The 23,190-nt window shown below is 46.3% G+C and carries 23 protein-coding genes and 1 pseudogene; 11 read left to right on the top strand and 13 right to left on the bottom strand.

The window, feature by feature from the left end; translation table 11 throughout:
- Nucleotides 1-29 precede the first annotated feature (29 nt).
- From OK023_RS11230 to OK023_RS11210, 5 genes are all read left to right on the top strand, one after another.
- Nucleotides 30-230, top strand: a complete 201-nt coding sequence (locus OK023_RS11230) for a hypothetical protein (RefSeq protein ID WP_317692810.1) — start codon at nt 30-32, stop codon at nt 228-230.
- Complete coding sequence (locus OK023_RS11225) at nt 227-1,834, top strand: 5-oxoprolinase/urea amidolyase family protein (RefSeq protein WP_317692809.1); 1,608 nt, start codon at nt 227-229, stop codon at nt 1,832-1,834. Before OK023_RS11230 ends, OK023_RS11225 begins: the two co-directional genes overlap by 4 nt.
- On the top strand, nt 1,815-3,548 hold the full coding sequence (locus OK023_RS11220) for an acetyl/propionyl/methylcrotonyl-CoA carboxylase subunit alpha (protein WP_317692808.1): 1,734 nt from the start codon (nt 1,815-1,817) through the stop codon (nt 3,546-3,548). The genes OK023_RS11225 and OK023_RS11220 overlap by 20 nt, the downstream gene beginning before the upstream one ends.
- A 509-nt stretch (nt 3,549-4,057) precedes the next feature.
- Complete coding sequence (locus OK023_RS11215) at nt 4,058-4,645, top strand: DUF2913 family protein (protein ID WP_317692807.1); 588 nt, start codon at nt 4,058-4,060, stop codon at nt 4,643-4,645.
- 225 nt (nt 4,646-4,870) lie between these two features.
- The gene (locus OK023_RS11210) at nt 4,871-5,878 is read left to right on the top strand and encodes a hypothetical protein (protein ID WP_317692806.1); all 1,008 of its coding nucleotides are present in this window, start codon (nt 4,871-4,873) and stop codon (nt 5,876-5,878) included.
- A gap of 356 nt (nt 5,879-6,234) precedes the next feature.
- Here OK023_RS11210 and OK023_RS11205 read toward each other — a convergent pair whose 3' ends face one another.
- Together OK023_RS11205 and OK023_RS11200 are read right to left on the bottom strand one after the other, a co-directional pair.
- Complete coding sequence (locus tag OK023_RS11205; protein ID WP_317692805.1) at nt 6,235-6,675, bottom strand: hypothetical protein; 441 nt, start codon at nt 6,673-6,675, stop codon at nt 6,235-6,237.
- A 92-nt stretch (nt 6,676-6,767) separates the two neighbouring features.
- On the bottom strand, nt 6,768-7,121 hold the full coding sequence (locus OK023_RS11200) for a hypothetical protein (RefSeq protein ID WP_317692804.1): 354 nt from the start codon (nt 7,119-7,121) through the stop codon (nt 6,768-6,770).
- Nucleotides 7,122-7,538: 417 nt separating this feature from the next.
- Between OK023_RS11200 and OK023_RS11195 the strand changes: the two genes are divergently transcribed.
- Together OK023_RS11195 and OK023_RS11190 are read left to right on the top strand one after the other, a co-directional pair.
- Complete coding sequence (locus OK023_RS11195) at nt 7,539-7,856, top strand: hypothetical protein (RefSeq protein WP_317692803.1); 318 nt, start codon at nt 7,539-7,541, stop codon at nt 7,854-7,856.
- Nucleotides 7,857-7,860: 4 nt separating this feature from the next.
- The gene (locus tag OK023_RS11190; RefSeq protein WP_317692802.1) at nt 7,861-8,046 is read left to right on the top strand and encodes a hypothetical protein; all 186 of its coding nucleotides are present in this window, start codon (nt 7,861-7,863) and stop codon (nt 8,044-8,046) included.
- Nucleotides 8,047-8,171: 125 nt separating this feature from the next.
- On the opposite strand, the gene OK023_RS11185 is transcribed toward OK023_RS11190, so the two are convergent.
- The 4 genes and pseudogenes from OK023_RS11185 to OK023_RS11170 form a co-directional block, all read right to left on the bottom strand.
- A complete protein-coding gene (locus OK023_RS11185; RefSeq protein WP_317692801.1) occupies nt 8,172-8,630 on the bottom strand; it encodes a DUF943 family protein in 459 nt (152 codons plus the stop codon).
- Nucleotides 8,620-9,492, bottom strand: coding sequence for a YPO3983 family protein (locus OK023_RS11180; protein ID WP_317692800.1), 873 nt, complete (start codon nt 9,490-9,492; stop codon nt 8,620-8,622). Before OK023_RS11180 ends, OK023_RS11185 begins: the two co-directional genes overlap by 11 nt.
- A gap of 338 nt (nt 9,493-9,830) precedes the next feature.
- A pseudogene (locus tag OK023_RS11175) lies at nt 9,831-9,986 on the bottom strand (integrase); the annotation flags it as partial.
- Nucleotides 9,987-10,040: 54 nt separating this feature from the next.
- Nucleotides 10,041-11,237, bottom strand: coding sequence for a tyrosine-type recombinase/integrase (locus tag OK023_RS11170; protein ID WP_317692799.1), 1,197 nt, complete (start codon nt 11,235-11,237; stop codon nt 10,041-10,043).
- Nucleotides 11,238-11,478: 241 nt separating this feature from the next.
- Here OK023_RS11170 and thiM point away from each other — a divergent pair, with 241 nt between their 5' ends.
- Together thiM and thiD are read left to right on the top strand one after the other, a co-directional pair.
- Entirely contained in the window at nt 11,479-12,291 is an 813-nt protein-coding gene (gene thiM / locus OK023_RS11165) for a hydroxyethylthiazole kinase (protein ID WP_317692798.1), read from the top strand.
- Nucleotides 12,270-13,070 carry a bifunctional hydroxymethylpyrimidine kinase/phosphomethylpyrimidine kinase gene (gene thiD, locus OK023_RS11160; protein ID WP_317697661.1) on the top strand — a complete coding sequence of 267 codons (801 nt, stop codon included), beginning with the start codon at nt 12,270-12,272 and terminating at the stop codon, nt 13,068-13,070. The genes thiM and thiD overlap by 22 nt, the downstream gene beginning before the upstream one ends.
- 23 nt (nt 13,071-13,093) lie before the next feature.
- On the opposite strand, the gene gutQ is transcribed toward thiD, so the two are convergent.
- The 7 genes from gutQ to yegS all read right to left on the bottom strand — a co-directional run bounded on the left by gutQ (nt 13,094) and on the right by yegS (nt 21,014).
- Complete coding sequence (gutQ, locus tag OK023_RS11155; protein ID WP_317692797.1) at nt 13,094-14,065, bottom strand: arabinose-5-phosphate isomerase GutQ; 972 nt, start codon at nt 14,063-14,065, stop codon at nt 13,094-13,096.
- 248 nt (nt 14,066-14,313) lie between these two features.
- On the bottom strand, nt 14,314-15,087 hold the full coding sequence (locus OK023_RS11150) for an FkbM family methyltransferase (RefSeq protein WP_317692796.1): 774 nt from the start codon (nt 15,085-15,087) through the stop codon (nt 14,314-14,316).
- Between the two features lie 203 nt (nt 15,088-15,290).
- On the bottom strand, nt 15,291-15,977 hold the full coding sequence (locus OK023_RS11145) for a GntR family transcriptional regulator (protein WP_317692795.1): 687 nt from the start codon (nt 15,975-15,977) through the stop codon (nt 15,291-15,293).
- 221 nt (nt 15,978-16,198) lie between these two features.
- On the bottom strand, nt 16,199-17,596 hold the full coding sequence (locus tag OK023_RS11140; protein ID WP_317692794.1) for an MFS transporter: 1,398 nt from the start codon (nt 17,594-17,596) through the stop codon (nt 16,199-16,201).
- Between the two features lie 93 nt (nt 17,597-17,689).
- The gene (locus OK023_RS11135; RefSeq protein ID WP_317692793.1) at nt 17,690-18,703 is read right to left on the bottom strand and encodes a Zn-dependent oxidoreductase; all 1,014 of its coding nucleotides are present in this window, start codon (nt 18,701-18,703) and stop codon (nt 17,690-17,692) included.
- 14 nt (nt 18,704-18,717) lie between these two features.
- Nucleotides 18,718-19,932 carry a D-mannonate dehydratase ManD gene (gene manD, locus OK023_RS11130; RefSeq protein WP_317692792.1) on the bottom strand — a complete coding sequence of 405 codons (1,215 nt, stop codon included), beginning with the start codon at nt 19,930-19,932 and terminating at the stop codon, nt 18,718-18,720.
- Nucleotides 19,933-20,114: 182 nt separating this feature from the next.
- Nucleotides 20,115-21,014 carry a lipid kinase YegS gene (gene yegS / locus OK023_RS11125; RefSeq protein WP_317692791.1) on the bottom strand — a complete coding sequence of 300 codons (900 nt, stop codon included), beginning with the start codon at nt 21,012-21,014 and terminating at the stop codon, nt 20,115-20,117.
- 748 nt (nt 21,015-21,762) lie between these two features.
- Here yegS and OK023_RS11120 point away from each other — a divergent pair.
- A complete protein-coding gene (locus OK023_RS11120) occupies nt 21,763-22,131 on the top strand; it encodes a hypothetical protein (protein WP_317692790.1) in 369 nt (122 codons plus the stop codon).
- Between the two features lie 48 nt (nt 22,132-22,179).
- Nucleotides 22,180-22,893, top strand: a complete 714-nt coding sequence (locus tag OK023_RS11115; protein ID WP_317692789.1) for a fimbrial protein — start codon at nt 22,180-22,182, stop codon at nt 22,891-22,893.
- The last annotated feature ends 297 nt before the right edge of the window (nt 22,894-23,190 follow it).

Genomic DNA, 23,190 nt, shown 5'->3' with positions numbered 1-23,190 from the left:
TACCTTCGATAGGTAAGTCATGGTTCGTGATGCCTCAATACCAAAACGGGTTAGTGGCGCCGAAGCGATTCTGCCGTTTTCACTTGTGTTCGCCAGCACAATTTCCTGAAACCTTGTGCAATTGGTATCAGGTAAGCCTGTTTCCTACCCGGACGGACCTGCTTGATTTGGCGAACGATCATATGACCGCTTTCGATACACCTGATGCGTTTGCTCTGGGGGAAGAATGAGATTTTTAACGGTAAACTTAAGCAGTTTTTTAGTAGAGCTCGTGTCTCTTGACGATACCTTGGCGCTGTTCGAGTCTCTCACGACACTTCCTGAGCCTGGTATTGAGGAAATTATTCCAGCAGCGCGCACATTGCTGATTTGTTTTCATCCTGAACAAACCAGTATGTTCAAGCTGTCCAAACGGATCGCCAGCCGACCACTGACGCCAGGTAATTCGCATAGCTCCCAACTTATGGTGATCCCGGTTCATTATAATGGTGAGGATCTCCCCTTTGTTGCCGAAGAAATGGGTATCAGCATCAGAGAGGTGATCTGCCGACATCAGGAAGCGACTTGGCGTGTGGCATTTACTGGATTTGCACCAGGCTTTGCCTATATGGTCTCAGATTCTGGAGGATGGCAAATACCTCGCCGCCGTATCCCACGTACTCGTATACCTGCCAGTTCTGTCGCTCTGGCAGGGGAGTTCAGCGGCATCTATCCGCGGGCCAGTCCTGGAGGCTGGCAACTTATCGGCCAAACGCTGTTAAAAATGTGGGACATGGCACGCCAACAACCCGCGTTGTTGCTACCCGGCATGCAGGTGCAGTTTGTGAGTAATAACTCTGGAGGAAAAACAGTTTTCTTACCTGTACAAACTGTCCCGAATGTTCAGTCCATTGTGGAAGGCCCAACGCTTACAGTGCTTGCTACTGGTCTGCAAACCTTATGGCAGGATGCGGGACGCGTTGGCAAATCATCAATGGGATTGTCAAGATCTGGGGCGACAGATACAAGAGCGTTACACACGGCCAACCGTATTGTAGGAAACCCAATTAATTCTCCATGCCTGGAAATCACTCAGGGGGGGTTCCAGGCACGTGCTAACGGCGATGTAGTAATCAGTGTCACGGGGGCTCCTTGCCCTTTAACTCTCTATGACTCATACGGCAAATGTTATCCCGTTGACAGTTATCGCCCACTTAACTTGGCCGACGGGGACGAGATCCATTTTGCTACACCACCTAGTGGTTTACGTAGCTATCTCGCGGTGCGTTATGGGTTTGTAGTGCAACAAAGCCTGGGCAGCGCATCGCGGGATACGCTGGCTCAAATTGGTCCTGCTCCGCTTTGCACTGGAGATATTTTGCCGGTTTGCCCTCGTCAGCATGATACAGCGGTACTACTCGATGAACATCCTATAACGGAGCTGCCAGCCATTGATGAGACTGTCACACTGGATATTATCCTTGGCCCACGCACCGATTGGTTCACTTCGGAGGCTGTTGAATATTTGCTTACGCAAGCTTGGCTGGTGACACCACAGTCCAATCGCATAGGTTTGCGCCTAACAGGGGAACAACCATTGGTACGCAGTCAACGTCAGGAGTTACCGAGTGAAGGGGCCTGTTGCGGGGCAATCCAGGTGCCGCCAAGCGGTCAGCCAGTTTTGTTCCTTCGCGATCATCCCCTTACTGGTGGTTATCCGGTCATCGCTACCGTAGCAGAATATCATCTCGACTTAGCCGGGCAGATCCCTCCTGGAGCGGCAATCCGGTTTAATGTTATTCAACCCTTTATCGAATTAACAAGGAACAACATCAGTGACTACCTCTCCGCATAAAGTCCTGATCGCCAATCGTGGCGAGATCGCTGTCCGTATAATTCGTGCCTGCTGGGACTACGGCGCTAAAGCTGTGGCTGTGTATGCCGATCCAGATGCCGAAGCGTTACATGTCAGCATGGCCGACGAAGCTTGGGCTTTGCCTGGGGTCAGCCCGGCAGACACTTATCTGAATATCGATGCACTGTTGGATATTGCCAGACGTAGCGGTGCGACCATGGTACACCCTGGTTATGGGTTCCTTTCCGAGCGGGCAGAATTTGCTCGTGCGGTACAGGCCGCTGGGCTTATCTGGGTTGGTCCTCAGCCGGAAACGATCGAAAATCTTGGCGATAAAGTACAGGCTCGAAAAATCGCTATGGCGGTTGGTGCGCCTTTGGTAACGGGTACGCCTGGCCCGGTAAGCGGCGTTGCTGAAGTATTGGATTTTGTTGCGATGCATGGTTTACCGGTAGCAATCAAAGCGGCTTTTGGCGGAGGTGGGCGCGGCCTGAAGGTTGTCTGGCAGCGGGATGAAGTGGAGGAGCTTTATCATTCTGCTGTGCGTGAAGCACAGACTGCTTTCGGACGCTCGGAATGCTATGTGGAACAATATCTTGATCGCCCACGCCATATTGAAGCACAAGTTATTGCGGATAAGCAGGGTAACGTTGTGGTTCTCGGCACGCGTGATTGCTCTTTGCAACGCCGTAATCAGAAGTTAGTTGAAGAGGCTCCCGCTCCCTTTATTAGTGATGAGCTGCGTCTAAAAATCCATAATTCGGCGCGAGATATCTGTATTCGGGCCGGTTACATAGGTGCGGGAACGGTGGAGTATTTGCTGAGCCGCGACGGTACTCTATCATTCCTCGAAGTGAATACTCGTCTGCAGGTTGAACACCCGGTCACGGAAGAGACCACCGGATTTGATATTGTCTTAGAGCAGCTCCGTATTGCCGAAGGATTGCCGCTCAGTATTCAGGAAACCCCCAAGCCGAGTAGCCATTCCTTTGAGTTTCGCATAAACGCTGAAGACGCTGGGAAAGGCTATTTACCAACCCCTGGTATAGTCACGCGGTTTCGCGCGCCGAGCGGTCCAGGTATTCGTTTTGATAGCGGCGTTAGGACGGGTTCAAATATCCCAGGTAGCTATGATTCATTGATGGCCAAACTGATTGTTACCGGCAGTACCCGCGAACAGGCGATAGTCAGGGCACGCCGTGCACTACGTGAGTTTGAAATTGAGGGGGTAGCTTCGGTGCTGCCATTCCATCGTGCAGTGATGGCTGATGCCGATTTCACGGAACAATTTGCTGTCCATACCCGCTGGATTGAAACCGATTTTGCGGAACGTATCGAATTTGCTCCGCGTCAAATACCAAAATCTGATGAAGCTTTAATCCGTAACTGGATTGAACTGGACGGTCGTCGTGTTCAACTAGGGTTACCTGCAAACTGGTTCCGTGGTCTAACATCAATGCCATCAAGTAAAGGGGAGGATATATCCACAACGACCCTGAATAATGAAACCCATATCAAGGCCCCTATCTCCGGTGTATTTCACAGCTGGATTGTAGAGGAGGGTAAAACGGTTCAGGAAGGGCAAGCGATCGCCGTTATGGAAGCGATGAAAATGGAAGTTCAGGTCATAGCGCATTGTGCCGGGTTACTGAAGCAACAAGCTGAGATAGGGAAGAGCTTGGTAGCGGGCGCTTCACTGGGTGAGATAACTTGATTGTGATCCTGTTATCTTATTCAAAAGCCTTGATTGACCTAAATCGTTACAGCTCTAATAATAGCAAGCATTGACTCGGGGTGCCCTTCTTCGTGAAGGCTGAGAAATACCCGTACCACCTGATCTGGATTATGCTCTAACTAGTGTTTATAAAGGTTAGGAAATACATGTACCCATCTGCGTACCCAGATCGATTTTTATGCAAATTATCCATCATGCTTTGCTCAATTCCAAGCTACTTACCCAGTAAGGATGTATAGGAGCTTAGGTTTGCATTACTGACGCCTTAAATTTTTATCTTTGATTTTAATAGTGTTTTTAGGATCTTTAGTTGAAAGTTGAATTTTAACCTACACTTTATTAAGTGTCTGATTTTCAGATAGTTACTAATAGCACCAGCTTAACAGCTACCAGTAGATGCGCCTAGCTTACCCTCACTCATTTGAGGTTGCCACTGCCACCAAGCCTAGATACCATTAACATCAATTTTAACCCGTTTAGTGGCATAAATGGTAACACCTCCTGACCAAACCACCCACGACCTTGCTCACCTTGCTTTCTGTGCTCTCGTTGCATTACAGACCGCTATTCAGGACGGTGCTGTAGCTTCTCCAATGGCAGAGCACCTTTTTATCGTTCGTTGGCTAGCGACTGCTCAAAAACAGAAGCGTTTTCCCAAAACAGTGGCGATTGATATTCAACTGTTGTTGGACAAAGGCCGTAAACAAGGCTTAGGAGCCAAGCTTAAATCTCATCTTGAGTATGTTTGGCGCTCATGCAGTGGCGATCTGCGGCAACAAAATGATCTCTTTAGGCTGACTTATACACTTGAGAGCCTAAAAACGTTGGGTTGGCGTAATGAGTTGGTAACGTCTGTTGAATGGGATTCCGGGACTCTTGATGACGTTGAGCCTGCATTGTGTGTAGTCAAGGTCGCGTTACAATCAGCTTTCACAAGTGATGGGCGTCTAATTACACAGCTTGCATTTAAGGTCACTGGTGATACACAGATCGTTGTTGATGCGCTGACAGCCAGCAGTCTAACCGCTGATTGCAGAGGGAATGTGGTAACGTTACTACCTCAACATTGTCAATGAGGTTTTAGCTTAGATTGGACTTGTATAGCGCCTGCAAGCCAGTTAGACGTGTTAAACCTGTCAACGAATGCAACTGACAACGCAATGTAGATCAACACTACTCGGTTGCATATGTGTACATAAATGATAAAACATGTCCTCAAGTTACCCAAACCCATCAACAAATTTAATTCAATCGACACCATTGATACGACTGATTTCAAATTTTAGGAGTACGAGTATCCCATGTTGCAGCAGAAAAAACATGAGCAAGAAATTGTTGCGGCTGTAAAGCAATTTGCCAACTCAACCAATTCGAATGATAGCGTTGTAATAGACATATCTATGTTGGTGGCTGCAACCTCGAAGCTACCTTTAACAAACCTGGAAATTTGGGAACGTTTGATTCGCTGGCAGCTCAATACTGCACTTCAAGTTCCTAAACAGTCAAACTGGAAATTTTGGGACAGACCTAAGCTTTCTTTCCCTTGGGTAGACCTATGCCACGGTGATGGCTTCATACGAGAAAAGGCATTAAAAAACCTATCAGAAGCCGCGCCAAATAGTTTTTTCTTTGCTTTGGCTGTGCGTCGCCTTAATGATTGGGTTCCCGAGATAAGAAAAGCCGCATGTGACGCACTGCCATTGATAGCAAAAACCTCAAATCCAGAGATCATCGTCGATGTATTATTTATAACACTCCCCTATTGGGACTCTTGGGGCAGAATGGGCGATGCTGAGAAACAGGTGCTAATGCAGATTATATCATTAGAAAAAGTGGCAACATCTCTTAAGAAGCGGCTTATAACATCCACATCAGGACCAATGTCTTCTATACTGGCACAAGTTGGTCGTACTAATGCACTAGATCATTCTCTAATAGATATTGCGGAATCAGCTATTCAACCATCCTTGCGGGCAAAAGCATATCGCTGCCAATTTGAAGGTAGATTCGTTTGGAGTAATGGAAAAAAATGGCTGTGGACAGATAAAGTATACGGCGAAGGAAAGTTCATTCCTTCATTAGAAGAACGTTCAATTCCTGTTTTAAAACCGTTCATGGATAACTTAAAAATGGCAACAATTGACAGATCACCAATTGTACGCCGTGTTGCTGGAGAAATGCTTATCAGGGAGTTGGAAAACCTGGGGGATCAAGCCATTATATTTGCCAAAATACTGGCGTCCGACCCATCACCTTCAGTAGCTGAACGAGGCAAATTTGCACTTAAAGAGCTCGGTACTTCCTTGTAATCGGTTTACTCATTAATTTTAATTGAAAAATTTATCGGATCATTATATTTCTTGGGTGGTATAAAAACACTACCCAGATACTTTCTATTCAAACTGGATCGTTGACTTCTTTGATCATGGTTGTACTTTGCAAGGGATTTCAGTAGATGCCGACTTTTTACTGTCCAATATAGGCGTAATAATCGCCCGACATTCACCGGGGGAGTTTGATTGAACGTAGAGGGTACTATTGTCTGTATGTGGTGCTTTTGGCGCTTCATCGTCTGATTGAAATAACCATAATAAAACAACAATGATAAGCGTGATGAGAACTGCGATTATGGCTTTTACTTTTATTGAGAGCATAGTGTTTCACCTTAATCAATATTGGATACTTTCTTAAGCACACCAGCATAAAATGCAACACAGACAGCATGATACAATACACTCGATGTATTATCCCAACATTTGATTACATATGTACCCTTAACATCTCTATTGAAGTCATAACCTTTACTTACCAGAATAAAACTGATGGCTTTCGATGCGTCGACAAGATCAATAAAAACCTCACTTTCTTTGCTGTCTATGACGATAACATTTAAATCCACGTAATAATCATAGGATGTATACTCGTCTGCGGAAGATATTTTTTCATATAAAACACCACTATTGATACCGGGTAGCTGGCTTTCATCTATCATTTCTGGGTTACAAGTGAATATATTCACTTCAAGATCGCCCCCTGGAATTTTTAGTGACGTAGGTAATCGAAAATCCAAATAGCAAACATTACCATCCACATAATAGGTTTTCATAGGATTTATCTCAACATTACTAGAAAAAGTGAAATGAAATTCAGAGGGGTATAAATGAACTGACGGCTATCCAATGGACAGCCGCCTATAAACTATAATCCTAATACGTTAATATAAAACTGACCGTTATTGTCATCGGTCTTTTGAATACGGTAGGTTATCGGTTTAGATGAGTTAAGCGCGGTGTATTTTGCATAATTTAAACTAATATCAGCCTCACACAAGTAAATATCTAACTTGGCGTTATACTGTTGTGTCCTCATATTATTAATGGTGATTGATGGCATATCATAGTCAGATTCCCGTTGACTGGCTGCTATGTAGGGTTTTCTGGCAATATCAACCACCAGATTTTTAGCATCATCACTGTTGCATTTAGGTGTGGCGGTATCGCAGCCAGACAGAGCAAGGATAGCAATACAGCTCAAAAATACCCTCATCATCATGATATTGACTCCAGATAAGCGTCAAATTGCTTATGAAACACATCTAAAAGCAATACAAGTAAATTGAATAGCAAGGAAGTAGTAATAACGATTAACGCGGTTATTCGCCATTTCTTACTCTCTGTCACCACGTTCTTGATAGCAATAAGAGCCGTTGCACTGACGTAAGTAGGCGTAGATCTGATTTCAGACACGCCCTTGGTTGTTGCGTACCGACAATCATACAAATCAGCTAAAATTGGCGGTCGCTCGTTCGAAATCGGGACTGGCTTCCAAAACCTACCATCCAAAATGAAATGGGCGTGTCTTGCCAAGGGTTACAACTACGATATAAAGGGGTGCCAGCTTGAGATCCTGCGCCATGAACTGCGGTCTATCGACTTTTCAGACCGTAGCTTACGGCTTCTGGATTCAAAAGTGATCTGCAAGAAATTGAGGGTAGATGAAGCGTTGGTTAAGCAGTTTAGGTATGCCAGTGTGTTCAACTCTGGGTATGTCAGCCTTTCCTTCAAAAGTGCGACTGTCCGCCTGTTAACAAAGGAGTTCGGACGCTCTAAAGCCAAACGTATGATCCTGCGCTGGCGTGAGCACCTAGAGCCACTCAAGCACGATCTGGCTAGATTACTGGACACTTATGAAGCTACTGGTAAAACTAACCGCTACGGGCGCTGTGTTACAAATGCGGTGGAGCAGACCTTACAAGTGCGTGGCAACGGGTACACGGCGGAGGAGTGATGTAATGCGCCGTAAGCTGCTGGCTCATATGCTGCAAGGCTTGGAAAGCTTGGCGGTCTACCAATTTGTACGCGATCATCCAGGTCTGATATGCGCGTTAGAGCATGATGGGTTTATTTCTTACCGCTTGATTGATGAAAGTTGGCGGCATCCATATTTGAAGATTGTCTTGAAAAATCAAGCATCGTAGCAATTTACCTTGGATGAGCAGCGGCTGGTGCATCTATTGTCGCTTAGCCGCTTTTAATGGCATTATGATACAATAAAATTTCGTATATTTAGTATTATAATATTGTTGAAATAAGCAGCCTATCCTTAATTTTCATATGATTGTATCTTGATTAGTTTACTATCTTCTTGCAGCAAATATTTCCCATCATCCAAAATAAAAATAAGACCATTATCCCTAGTGCTCCTTACAGAGAAAATCGAATTTTTATCTATGCAGTTTTTATCGGTTTTCATATCATCGAAACATAGTCTATCATATTTATCTTCTTTATAACCATCACCATAATCCCAAAAAGTAACAGAAAAGAAGCCTTCCTTATCAGGATTAGGGATATTATATTTATCTTTTAAAATACTTTTATTTTCTAACCACCAATCGATTTTCCCTTTATTTGTAAAGGGAAAGCTTCTTACCAAAACATCACTATACTTATTTCTTTGATGGACATCGACAATATCTACCGGGCGTCGTAATAACCATAACCACGTAGCCAACAGAACACTACCAATAAGTAATGCGCTAATATAAATTTTACCTTTCATTACGAACTCCTGTAATCTCTACAGTGGCTTCCATGTTAGTCATGAATGGTTTATAAGCAAACTGATTGAATCGCTGTAGTACGAACCAAATACGAAATAATAAAGAGTAATTGCGAAATTTTTTAATATCATCGTCATCTAGTCCAAAGTGATCTTGAACATTATAATGGACAACAGCCCGGTAACGGTCATTATCAATCTGTAGAGATCTTATAGTGATATGTGCTGCATATATATCGTGTACGGTAATACCTAGTCCGTTAACTCTATCCTGCAACCTGTCAAATTTTGGCAGCATACCACCACTTATAGCTCCTGTGATGTCGATCTTATTATCTGCCGGATAACACTTGTTTTTCCAATTAATATGTTCACTTAGAGCATCTTTGATACGTAGAAAGGAGCTATTTTTCGTTTTATCCTCAAGAATTTGCTCTTTTAACGCTGCATTTAACAACATATCCCTAAACGGCACACCATTACCTTTCTGCATATGGTCAATCATCTTTCCGATAAGTTTCTGGTAGGGGCCGTAAAAAGAAACTTGCTTTGAGAGGCTACGAAACTCATCAAAAAGGATATTAGCGCATTCCTGCCGTGTTATCTTCTTGCTTTTCAGATCCGTATCAGCCTCAAAGCCATAACCATAAGATCGGGGTTTTAGCTGTTTGGCCAACGTTAGGGTGTACGGGCTAACCTTGCTTGACACGTCATTCAGTTTAAAATCATTTTTTAACTGCGTTTCGCTAAGGTCACCACACCGCATATCATCAGCACCGTAATCATCCATGCGTTTTTGCGTTCTGAATACAGTACAAGGAAAACGCAACGCTTCTACAGGTGATTGGGTGGTTTCTGACATAGAAAATTCCTTTTTGTTGTTAACGGCTTCTCATCTTCCATATCAGACCAAGGGTTTACCCTAAACTGGGCTGAGGGAATGACTAGAAATGGAGTTTTATCAGGGTATAATAATCAAAAGCAATTCAAGTTGCAGGAAGGTAAAGAAGTTGTACACGCAGCTCGAAGTATGAAAATTATATACCTGCATCCATCCAATGCAAGAACATTCAATCTTTCCCATCAACGCCTTGTGATAAGTACTGCTGCGAGCCAATGACGTGCTTAACTCATTGACTGAGGCATATCGACAGAAAATCACGCTTTCAACGTATCGAGATAATCAGCCCATTTTTACAGCTACTCTTTACACTCAGCCTCATAGTGGTGGAGGTCATAGGTGCCTTCAATGCCCTTGCGGGAATGGCCTAAAACGGCCTCTGCGACCTCACTGGGGCATCCAAGACGTGCCAAGCCAGTACGCACTGTTCGGCGCAGGTCGTGCGGTGTCGAGTGATACGTTGCAAGAGAAAAAATGCTCTCATATCAAGTGGGAGCGTTAATACATTATTATTCATCTTGGTTATGTTTTTTTTCTATAATATTAATCTGAAACCACTTAAACCAAACAGGCCAAGCAGCATTAACATTATCCTGAAAAGCCTTCGGCTGATAAGTCGCAAGAATCTTGGACGTTACTGCCTTAACACTATGCCCCAGCAGCAAATCAACAACCATCGGATCAATACCTGCCTCACCACTCATCAATGATGCCGCGCTGCGGCGAATATCATGTGTCGTGAAATCATTGTTAACCACCGGGCGTAAGCGTTCTGCTGAATGTGCCATCGTTGTCTCACCAATGTAGCCCCAAACAAGGCTATCGCTGCCTTTTCGAGTCCAAGACCATTCCTTTAACAACTCAATGAGTACCGCTGGGAGTGGATAGATGCGTTCTTGCCGGGTTTTTGTCCTCGTGGCAGGCAGAGTCCAGATTTGAGCGTCCAGATCCAGCTCGGACCATGTCATCTTCGTTACTTCACTCTTCCTCGCCCCTGTAACCATCAGAAAACGCATTGCTGCATGTGATGGAGTATCACCAAGGCTGTGCCAGAGAGTGTAGTACTGCTTTGTACTCAGGCAGTTTTCACGAACTTTACCGATAACGGCAGCCACGGTTTTTCGATCATGTGCTTCAGATAATTTCTGAGGAACGTATACTGGCTGCCCTGGTTGGCCTTCTATACCATGAGCTTGGAAGGCGTATAACATCATGGCACGAACAATCTGGCATGCTCTATGTGCCGCATTGGTTGGCCCCAGAGCGATGAGCAATGAGTACACATGCTGATAGGTCAGGTTGTTAGGCGGAAGTTCGTAAAGGGGTTTACAGTGCTTGTTCCAGATGGATTGCCTATTTGCTTTCGAGGCTTCTGGGCATTTTGTTTTCAGCCAGTCAGTGAAGAGGGCATTCATGTCTACTGGTAGACTAGCGTCTCCTCTGCCCGGAGCTATGCCTCGTTTCACTTTAGCAACTTGCAGGCAGTGCCATTGGCGAGCGTCTTCTAGAGTATTTGCAGGGAAGGTGCCTAACGTAATGTCGAACTTGCCATGAATGTATCTCCAACTTTTGGTGATAACGCCAGAGGGGTTTCGGCGAGCGACCAGATACAAACCGGTTAGCCCGTTGTTGAACACGTTTTCCTTTTTCATGGTTTTGCTTTCTGGAACAGAGAAACGCTGAACTTCGGTTTTTGTTTTTAGCATTGGTATAATCCAGTTTTTCCTATGTACCCAAATTATACCAAAAGGCTGTTGGGATTTTTAGAGTTCTCATGAGACACATTGATATAGCATCTATCTGTTTTAGTGTTGATTTTATTGGTATTTGAGACGTTTTGGTGTTTCATGAGACAACGCCAAATGACTTGATCTGGATAATGCCAGCGTAGGGAAGTCTTGGTGTCTCAACCGATACCTGCCTTCTTGAACGCCGGTTGGGAGAAACATGTTTATTCGACCCGATGAATTGCCCCGTACCCGCGCTACGGCCTGCTTTAGTCTATTTAAAAAACACGCCCCGTTAATACACTGTCTAACCAATGAAGTGGTACAGGAACTGACCGCCAATGTGCTGCTTGCATTAGGTGCTTCTCCCGCAATGGTAGTAGAGCCCCAGGAAGCAGCGCAGTTCAGTCGCGTGGCTGATGCTCTATTGGTTAATATCGGCACCCTACATCAGTCTCGAGCCGAAGCCATGCTAGCTGCGATAGACGCAGCTAATCAGGCGAAGAAGCCCTGGGTACTCGATCCGGTTGCTGTTGGTGGTCTCGAGTATCGCACTCGCTTTGCCCAACATCTGCTCACTCTGAGGCCAGCGGCAATTCGTGGTAATGCCTCGGAAGTGATGGCCTTGAGTGGTTTGCCAACCCAGGGGCGTGGTGTCGATAGCCAAGATGATCCGCTGGAGGCATTACCTGCAGCACGTGCATTGGCACTCAGCAGTGGGGCGATAGTGGCAGTGAGCGGTGCTGTGGATTATATCACCGACGGTGAGCGCGATTGGGCCTTCACCGGCGGTGATCCGTTGATGACGCGCGTGGTTGGAACGGGGTGTGTTTTGTCAGCCGTGGTAACGGCCTTTTGTTGTTTGCCGGGAGAACGGCTGGACAACGTGGCGACCGCCTGCCGCGTGATGGCGTTGTGTGGTGAAAGAGCAACGGCCAGTTGCTCTGGACCAGGAAGTTTTACTGCTGCTTTTCTGGATGTGCTTTACCAATTACGAGAGGAGGATTTGTCATCAAACGGATTAATGCCTTAACCATTGCTGGTACCGATCCAAGCGGCGGAGCAGGAATTCAGGCAGACTTGAAAGCCTTCTCTGCGTTAGCGGCTTACGGCACCAGTGTGATCACAGCTTTGGTTGCACAAAATACCCGTGGTGTGCAGTCGGTATATCATATCGATCCAGCGTTCGTTGCTGCCCAGTTGGATTCTGTACTTAGTGATGTTCGTATCGACAGTATTAAGATAGGCATGTTGGCGAACGCAGATATCGTCAGGGTTGTGGCTGAACGGTTGCGTCACTACTTGCCTCCTTATGTGGTATTGGACACCGTCATGCTGGCAAAAAGCGGTGATGCATTGCTAGTGCCTGAAGCGGTTATATCGATCCGTCACGAACTTTTGCCTTTGGTTTCTATTATTACCCCTAACTTGCCGGAGGCTGCCGCGTTGTTGGGCTGTCGGCCCGCGGAGAATGAACGACAAATGCGTGAGCAAGGGCAAGCTTTGCTGGCAATGGGCTGCCAGGCGGTGTTAATGAAAGGAGGGCATCTCAGCCAAGAGGAAAGCCCCGATTGGTTATTCACATCTGATATCGAGCAGCGCTTTAGTGCGCCTCGTGTGGCAACTCGGCATACACATGGTACGGGTTGTACTTTATCGGCTGCACTGGCTGCTCTACGCCCGCGCTATAATGATTGGGCAGAAACTGTCGCGGCAGCCAAAGACTATCTGCAGCATGCTCTACAACAGGCAGACAGTCTGGAAGTTGGGCAGGGGATTGGGCCGGTGCACCACTTTCATGCCTGGTGGTAGGGCCGTTTTCAGTGAAGCCAAGCCTAGCTAATTCCGGCCTGATGCAGATCGTGCAAGTTGATTGCGCCTACCAGAACGCCGTCGATGTTGACAACTGGAGCTGCGCTGATGTGCTGTTCATGCAGTGCTTCTAGCGCTTCTCCGGCTCGCCATTGCTCGGGTAAATGGTAACCGGGGCGGGTGATCGCCAGATCCAGGCGGTCATTGAGGCTATTGCCCTTCACCAGCCAGCGGCGCAGGTCACCATCGGTAAATACGCCGACCACTTTTTGCCCAGAATTGCATACAGCCACTAATCCTAAGCCGGTTCGGCTTAATTCCAGCATCGCATCCACCACATTGGCATTCTCACTGACCACAGGTAGGCGATCGCCGGTACGCATCAAATGATGTACGCGATTGAGTAGCCGAGCGCCTAAGTTTCCGCCCGGATGGGAGCGAGCGAAATCTTCTGCGTTAAATCCCCGCTGACGCATCAGTGCCATTGCTAGAGCATCCCCCATCATCAAGGTGTTGACTGCACTGGACGTTGGGGCTAAACCCATTGGGCAGGCTTCACGCTCAACGCTGATATCTAACGTACAGGCTGCTCCTAATGCCAGTGGTGATTCTTTACCACCAGTGAGGGCGATCACCGGGACCTTGCTTTCTGCTAGTAGAGGAAGGATCAGATCCAGCTCTTTGGCGCGGCCAGAATAAGAGATGAAAATTACCACGTCATCACTGCCAATCATGCCTAGATCGCCATGTAACGCTTCCGCAGGGTGAACAAAGAATGAGGGTGTGCCTGTGCTGGCAAGCGTTGCGGCTATTTTCTTGCCAATATGACCAGATTTGCCGATACCTGAGATCACCGCTTTACCACGGCATGCAAGCAGTAACTCGCAGGCATGGACAAAATTGTCATCCAACCGAGCCAGCAGGCGCTGTGCTTCGGCCAATTCAATCTCCAACGTTTCACGGGCGAAACTGAGCAGAGCTGTGCTGTTACTCATCAGAGTCTCCTGCCTGAATGTTCTTGTGACCTTGTCCCTGTCGTGTGGCAAGGTCATCTGGACTGATATACTTACTGTGTGACCAAGTTATCTCCATCGGCCTTTGACTGTGATATGCGTGTTATTTGTGCGTATCCCCAGATGATGAAGTGCGGGGTAGTCGACGATACTGCCGAGTAAAATTCGGCAGGAGGTTTGAACCCTGACTTCCCTGATCGCGCTAAGATGTTTATCAAGCCGGTGGCAATTTATTCCAAGGATAATTCCTGCAATGTATCAGTGACGCCTTCAATTGAGTCCGTTGACAGTAACAAATTAAATGAATACGTATTATCAAATACATTTTCTGTATTTTTTCGGTAATTTTCTGGCGAAAATAGAGGTTCATCGAATGTCCAAGCACGGTAAGGAAAAAGCCTGAGTACTTTGTTAATCTCTTCCCTCATGTGATGGTTATACTCAAGAAATATTGGAGGCAAAAGTCGTTCGATGGTTTCGTAAGCACCTAGTAAAACCTGGGGTTCATAATCTTCTGCATCAATTTTCAGTAAATCTATCTTTTCTAGCTCGAGTGAGTCCAGCGTGACTATAGGCGTTTTTGTACCATTCTTGGAACCTACTCGAATGCAACCGAAATTACACGTGGCCCCAAGATCAATTTCAGGCACTGTTACTGTACCCGTCGCTCTTCCGACCGCTGAGTTATATGCCCAGACATTCGTCAATCCATTGTTGACCAAGTTGGCACACAGTAATTGAAAAATCATTCGTTGTGGCTCAAAAGCAATAACGGAACCACTCTCTCCCACCATCCGTGCCAGGGGGACTGTATGTGTACCTAAATTACTCCCAACCTCCACAACGCAATCTCCGGGTGAGATAAGGCGCGACATCATCGTTACCTCACCCTCACTCCACTCGCCATATAAATCCATCGATCGGCCGACGTAAAGATCATTAGCAGGAAAAGAAAACGAACCATGACGACATTTGTTTGATTTGATTTTTACCATAGGTTCCATCTAGTACACCTTTTCATTTACTCTGTGCTTGATACGCCAAGACTATATACCAAGTTCACTCAAGTTTCAGCTAGGCGACAACGTAACGAAAAATGGGTCGTAGACCGATTTGAACAGCACTTGCGCCGGCTATCTGGAAGCTTGTTATCTCTTGCCTCTCGTCTGAACCAGTTTGCTCCCGGTCAACATGCCCTATAAAGTCGTTATTCAGCCTCAAACCAGTCGCTATTTTTCAGGGTAATCGGCGCTATCGAATAAATCATTTCCTGCAAATGTTCATGAATAGCGCGCTCTGCTGCATCTGGTTCGCGTGCTTTCAAGGCTTCAAAGATAAGGTAGTGTTGCTGAATCAGACCGTCAGGGGGGGATACTTCACTGAGACTGAGGAAACGGACTCGGTCCATCGTCGCCTTGATGGTTTCGATAGTGTCCCAAGCCAATGTGCAATTGGCGATCTGCGTCAGTAGACGATGGAATTCATCATCCAGTGCCAAAAACTCTTTGATCTGAGCATTCTGCGCAGCCAACGTTTGGCGATGCAGGTTATGTTCCAGTACCATCAATTGTTCTGGTGTGATATTCGTGGCCGCACGTCGTACGATGGCACACTCCAGCGCTTGGCGAATGAAGCGTCCATCAGCCACCCTTTTGGCAGAAATCTTCATCACAAAAGTACCGCGCTGGGGTAAGATTTGCACCAGTCCAGCTTCTGCCAGTTTGATAAATGCTTCCCGTACCGGCTGACGCGATACGCAAAATCGAGTAGAGATCTCTTTTTCTGAAAGCAGCGTGCCCGGAGGAATAGTGCAATCGACGATATCTTTACGCAATAAATGATAGATTTGTTGATTGATGGGTAGGCTATTCGTGAAGTTGTACGGTTCTGACATGGCGACAATCTGAGTAGGCTTAAGAGATAAGTTCCACCATACTAGCAGATAAGTAATAAACTACGCAGTAACGTCTTTCAAATTGCCTTGCTAGGTGCCGTTATGGCACCTAGTCTAGCCGGGTTAGCCCTAAAAGTCCGGCCTCGGGCTTGAACAGAGAGCCATTCCGCATTATCTCATCTGTCTCAAGCGTAAGGTGAAGCGCTATTAAGCGTAGCTATTTAGAGGCTGTGCAGGCTGGTCGCTGCCGTTAACACTGTACTTTCTGCAGCATCTTCAACCTCGCTCAAATCACGGTCTTTTACTTCTGGCATCATAATCGCTGCTAATAAACCGATAATTGAATAAGCAATTATCATTATCGCGATTGGCCACCAAGAACCGGTGACATTGCAGAAAATACCGGCTAAAACGGGGCCGAAGCCGACAGCAACCAAACCACCGGCTTCTTTGGAAATTGCCATGCGAGTAAAACGGTTACGTGAGCCAAACATTTCTGCCATGGTGATGTTTTCCAGCGCAAACAGGCCGAGTACCGCGATATTATGAATGACAATAATGGAAACCATAATCGTGCTCACGCTATGGCTTTTGTCCACAATCATCGAAATCATTGGATAAGCTAAAATAATGGCCGAGAGGTTAATCAAAATATAGGGTATCCGGCGGCCGAACTTGTCTGAAAGCCAACCGAGTAAGGGTATGGTAATAAAGCCGATAATGGAGCTGATCATTAACGCATCGGTAGGGATGGCTTTCTCAAACAGCAGTGTTTGAACCAGATAGCCGGCCAGGAAAGTTTGTATCAAACCGGAATTGCCAGCCTGCCCAAAACGCAGCCCGGTGGCTAACCAGAAAGATTTACTGCTGAACATTGCCGATAGCGAATAGGTGTTGTCGGTTACAGTGGCGTGCTGACTGGAGATGGTTTTATCGTCATTGACTTTCTCAAATACTGGACTTTCTTTCAGATTCATCCGTAACCAGATGGCAAACAGCATGACCACCACGCTGGCCAGGAAAGGGACGCGCCAGCCCCAGACCAACAGATCTTCCTTGGTCAGGAAGAAGAACATCATGGCCCAGATCGCGGTTGCGGATAACGTACCGCAGTTGGTGCCCATCGCCACCAATGAGGAGATAATCCCGCGTTTACCTTTAGGGGCATACTCCGCCAGCATAGTCCCGGCACCAGAGATTTCTGCCCCAGCCCCCAGCCCTTGGATAATGCGCAGTAACACCAACAGTAAAGGGGAGAAAATCCCGATCTGGGCATAGGTCGGCAGTGCACCGATCAATGTGGTGCAGATCCCCATCAGGGTAATGGTAATAAACAGGACTTTCTTACGGCCGATGGTGTCCCCCATGCGGCCAAAGATAAACGCACCGATAATTCGGGCAATATAACCTGCTCCGTAAGTCCCCATTGCCAGTATTAATGCCATAGCGGCCGACTGCTCAGGGAAGAATATTTCATGAAAGACCAATGCCGCACCGAGTGAGTAAAGTTGGAAATCCATAAATTCCAGTGCAGTGCCCAACCAGCCAGAAACGGCTGCCTTGACCAGATCCGAAGTACTTCTTTCAGGCTGAATATAATCAGTGTGAGTATTTATCATTATTCTGTTCCCGCAATGGTTGTCCTGAGTACAGCAAGTTTTGGCAGCGCCGTTCCCCGTTAGGTTAAGGCGCAGGCAGGTAAAAGTGGTTGACTAGAACTTCAATAGAACCTTGCAGCACTGCCTTTGGTCATTTTCGAAAATCTTCATTGCATCAAGTACCTGAGAAAAGTCGAACCGGTGAGTGATCAGTTTCTCAGGGTGGACCTTGTGGTTAGCCATCCACTCGATGACTTGTGGAAAACGGTTACTGTTGAGCCGTGAACTGTAAATAGTGATTTCTTTACTGGTGATCGCTTGTTGGCTAAGGACACAAGGCTCGGCAGAGAAGCCCATAATGCCGATACGCGCAGCGGGAGAGGCGAGGGCAATCGCTTCAGGCAGAATGGATGGGTGGCAGGCGGCATCAATGATTAACGTTGGCTGAATAGCAAACTTATTGAGTTCGCTGGCCAAGTCGATATGGCTGTTGTTGATCGCCCGATCGGCACCGTTGGTTGTTGCCATAGCAAGGCGTTCGTCAATGCGATCGACAGCGATAATCGTTTTTATGCCGTAAACGCCGCGTAAGGCCTGTATGGTAGTTAACCCCATCGGCCCTGCGCCATAGACCAAGGCAACATCCAGCGGACTGGGTGCCATCTGCTGGCAAATGTTGGCAGCAATAGTGAAGGGCTCAACCATAGTCGCATTATCGTCAGGGATACTGTCCGGTATCCGGTGTGCATTTTTGGCCGGAAGAGTTATATATTCGCTGAAGCCACCATCACGGTGTACCCCGATAACGCTCAGTTCGCTGCAAACATTCGGGCGGCCTACCTTGCAGGGGTAGCAGTGGCCGCAACTGACCACCGGGTCACCGACAACCCGCTCACCGATACGCGAAGGTGCAATCCCTTCGCCAGTGGCATCAATATGGCCGAAGAACTCATGGCCGATAACGCGTGGATATTTGGCAAACGGATTATGACCATGATAGATATGCACATCAGAGCCGCAGATCCCGGCGCTAACAATGCGAATACGCACTTCTCCTGCTTGCGGTTGTGGCAGCGCACGATCTTCGATAACCAATTGTTCTGGCTGTTGAATGGTAATACTTTTCATTGTTACTCCTCGATTTACCAGTTCCATAGGGTGCCGTCTTCCAGGCGTGCGACAGGCAGGTAAGCGGGATCATACGGATACTTAGCCGCCAGCTTTTCGTCGAACTCGATGCCTAACCCTGGTTTTTCCCCTGGATGCATATAGCCGTTGTCAAAGGTCCAACTGTGTGGAAAGACTTCCAGCATTTGTTCGGAGTAACCCATGTATTCCTGAACGCCAAAGTTCGGCACCCAGAGATCAAAGTGCAACGCGGCGGCCATACAGATGGGGGAGAGATCTGAAGGACCGTGTGAGCCGGTACGAACCTGATAAAGTGAGGCAAAGTCGGCGATGCGGCGCATCCCGGTGATACCGCCGGCGTGGGTGATGGTGGTACGGATATAATCGATCAACTGTTCTTCAATCAGTTGCTTGCAATCCCATATGCTGTTGAATACTTCACCAACGGCAATCGGAGTGACCGTATGCTGGCGGATCAGGCGGAAGCATTCCTGATTTTCTGCTGGGGTGGGATCTTCCATCCAGAACAGGCGGTATTGTTCGACGCTTTTACCAAAACGGGCGGCTTCGATAGGCGTGAGACGGTGGTGCATATCGTGCAGTAAATGTTGTTCAAAGCCGAATTTTGTGCGTACGGCTTCAAATAGCTTCGGGGTGAAATCGAGATACTTTTCTGTCGACCAGCTTTGTTCTTCTGGCCATAGGCCTTTAGCTGCGGGTTCATACGCCAACCCTTTCCCTTTGGCCATACCATAGGTGGTTTTCATTCCTGGAACAGCACACTGCACACGGATGGCCTTGAACCCCATTTCCTGGTGTTTGGCATAATCGTCCAGCACTTCTTCTATCGAGTGACCCGTAGTGTGGCAATAGACCATGACGCCGGAGCGGGAAGCGCCACCTAGTAGCTGGTAGAGCGGCATATTGGCCGCTTTGGCTTTAATATCCCACAGCGCCATATCTACCGCTGAAATTGCCGACATGGTGACTGGACCACGCCGCCAGTAGGCACCCTTGTAAAAAAATTGCCAAATATCTTCAATCTGATGGGCGTTACGCCCGATGAGCTGCGGGCAGAGATGGTCTTTCAAGTAAGATGCAACCGGCAGTTCACGGCCATTCAAGGTGGCATCACCAATACCGATCAGACCATTTTCTGTGGTGATTTTTAGTGTGACAAAGTTCCTTCCCGGGCAAGTGACAAACACCTCGGCTTTAATGATCTTCATGACATCCTCATCCTGTTTTAAGGCGATAAGCTATACCCGAAAATAAATGTGATATTACTACCATACAAGTATGATTTTTGAAATTTGCCAATGAGGATCACATTAATGGCTTGATCGGTAGGAGAATAGAAATAAAGGAAAGAAAGGACAGCCCGTGTTTCTGTGCTGCGCTTAAGCTGTCATTATTTCAATAAGGCACAGTCTGGAGGTAGGCGGCACGCGATGGCATTGGGCAGCACTTCAATACGAAAATGTTTGCCTTTTAGGGGTTCACCATCTAGGTTGAAGGCGATTTCATGGGGAGCATTGATCTCCAACCAGGGCAGCGAAACATCAATTATGTTGCTGTTCTCTTCACCGCTGAATAGGGAGTTGACCAGTGCAGGCAGCAGTTCTTCGGTGGTCAACAGGCGCACTTGCAGTAAACCATCGTTAATCAGGGCGCCGGGACATAGCTGCTGCCCACCTCCTGCCTGCTTGCCGTTGCCGATACCGATGACCAACGCTTCTCCAGACCAATAGAAATCTGGGCCTTTGATCTCGCAGCTATCGGCTTTTAGCGCATCCAGACGCAGCAGGCCATGAATAAAGTAGGAGACGGCTCCTAAAGTTGATTTGAGTATTTCTGGGGTTTCGGTGGTGATGCGTGTACCAAAACCTCCGGTCGCCATATTGACGAAGCAACGATCGTCGTTCACTTTTGCCAAGTCGATGGGGACTGCCCGGCCCTTGATAGCCAGTGCGAGTGCCAACTCGGGCTGTGCGGGAATTGAGCAGGCAGTGGCAAAGTCGTTGGCTGTGCCAAGCGGCAAGATACCCAGTTTGGGGCGTTCTTCTATCGGCAGTGTTAGCAGCGCGGTAGCCACTTCGTTAATTGTGCCGTCACCGCCACCAGCAATCACGGTTTCCGCTTTCAACCGTTGGGCTTCTATGACAAAGCGGGCTGCATCCCCTTGTTCCCAGGTTACGCGAACATGCAAGATCAGGCCTTCACTCCGAAACTTGTTCACAGCGGCTCGGACTTGCTCGTTGCTGGCTCCTTTACCATTGATGATAAGCAGTGAAGGGGGGTATGGGTTCATTCCTGACCGCCTCTGGTGAAGAACTGTGTGGTATTTAATGGGTTCATATAGCCTATCCGGGTGAGTTATCTCAATGGGCGTGAGTCATTGTAGATCATTTTTAGGGCACTCAACCTGGTATTAGCTAACTGGACGATCGCTCACTCCGCAAACGGCACGTAGCATGGATGCCGATTGCCTTCATTATTTATCGAATCAGTCACCTAGGCCGTGTCCCTCAATTACCGGTGGTTCCGTCGAAGACCCAAAAACCCGTTATCAAGGCGGCTCACGCCTTGCTCTGCGCGCAAATTACCGCCAGCGTGGCTCGCATGCAATTGAGGGACACAGCCTAGCTTACCTATGTCACTCAACTGTCTACCAGTAACCCAAACTTTTTGGGTATATACCCTTCAGTCTTCAAATTGCATGGGTGTTGGCTTTATCCGTTCGCACCCGTAACATAGTGAGCTATGCTCCTGCCGACTCTCAGACTTACCGCCTACATGCAACTCGAATTATTTTAGGCATAGCTGTTTATATTTAATTTATGGACGGTGCTATTCATTTTTTAATGTACTATTTTTATTGGATACGGTAATTTTTTTTGTTATTATGCAATTTATATTTATTCATATAACTTCAATTTTCATATGGGGCACTAAACAAAGCTGTTTTAGTTCGGTAAACTAAGCGATTGAGCTAAGTGAATTCGATTAACCTTCATGTGACTTGACGAATAATGGAAATATGTATGCTGAGGATGATTATGCTGATTCCGTTAGGGAATTATAGAATATTCTGTGGGATGAAAATAGAAAAGTTCTTTATTTATTTTATAGTGTTTTACTCCCTATTAGGTAACATAAAAAATGTTCGTTCAGTTGAGGTGCCATTCACATATTATGGGGTTGATAATGTTGATGCTATTGTAGATCTTAGCGGTCTTCCCATTCGTAGCCTGAGTGCTGGTACAATAATTTTGGATAATGTGAAACCTTATTTTAATTATACAGTAAAATATTATTTCCTTAGTAATCCTAGAGATAGAGATAGAGATAGAGATAGAGATAGAGATAGAGATAGAGATCAGTCTGTGTATTTTTACCTAAATGGGGAAACAAGTTTACCGCCCTAAAATATTAACCCAGGGTATTTGAAACTTAATGACGATATTGATGTGAAAATGGAATTCATTATTCCTAATGGGCTCACTGTGGCGAAGACTCAGCCCCTGCCAGCAAGCTGGTTTTCAATAGGTCGCTCGATTCCAGCAAGCTTTTACTTGCAAGCACCTATCAAATTTATAGTATTTGTAACGGTTCATGTGATGGTTAAGCTAAGACGGGATATTATCGGTGGAGCGATAATGACGCCGACAAATCTAACAATTTTAACCATGTATGGTGGATTGGTAACTGAAAGTAATCCATTGCCTCAAAATAAAAATCCGCAACCGGTTGTACGTGTTATTTTAACAGGGAGAATATTACCAGTTCCGGCGAAATGTGTTATTAGCATCAATAATAAAAATGAATATAATATAGACTTTGGTGATGTGAATAGCGCTGAAATTAGTAGCGATGATAACCGATATGGTAAAAGCATAGCAGTCGATTACCGTTGTGATCAAAACTACAATATACCTGTGAAAATCAACTTGGTTGCTGCGCAAAGTGCTTTTTCCAGTAATTATATTGCCAGCAGTAATCGTGATTTAGGCGTGGTAATGAAGTACAATAAAAATATTGTGAGGCCTAACAGCAGTTTTAATACCCGATTACAAAATGGACAAGGTCATGACGTTATTTATTTTGCGCCTGTCAAAAATCCAGCACAAAAAAAGGCCATTGATGGTAATTTTACCGCAAACGCAGTTTTGATTATATCTATGCAATAATTGTCTTTTTCACACCAATCTGTATGGACATTGGCAGAGTCCGTTACTCGCCCCAAATCCCTTAGTGCAAGGATAACTGGTATTCAAAAATGTACTTAAAATATAAAGGGTATATAAATTTTACGTTTTTATGTGGACTGGATTTTTAATTTTCCGCCATACGGTATTACCACTATGAAAACATTTATCCAGCGGACATGAATTGTGATGGTAGTATTTTTTAGTAATAGGAAAATGTTCCTATCAGGTGACCCGTTAACTGTTATTACTTAATTAATATATGGCAAAAAATCACCA

The sequence above is a fragment of the Serratia sp. UGAL515B_01 genome (assembly GCF_033095805.1).
In the GTDB taxonomy this organism is placed as follows: domain Bacteria; phylum Pseudomonadota; class Gammaproteobacteria; order Enterobacterales; family Enterobacteriaceae; genus Chania.
This window is presented reverse-complemented; position numbering and strand designations above follow the sequence as displayed.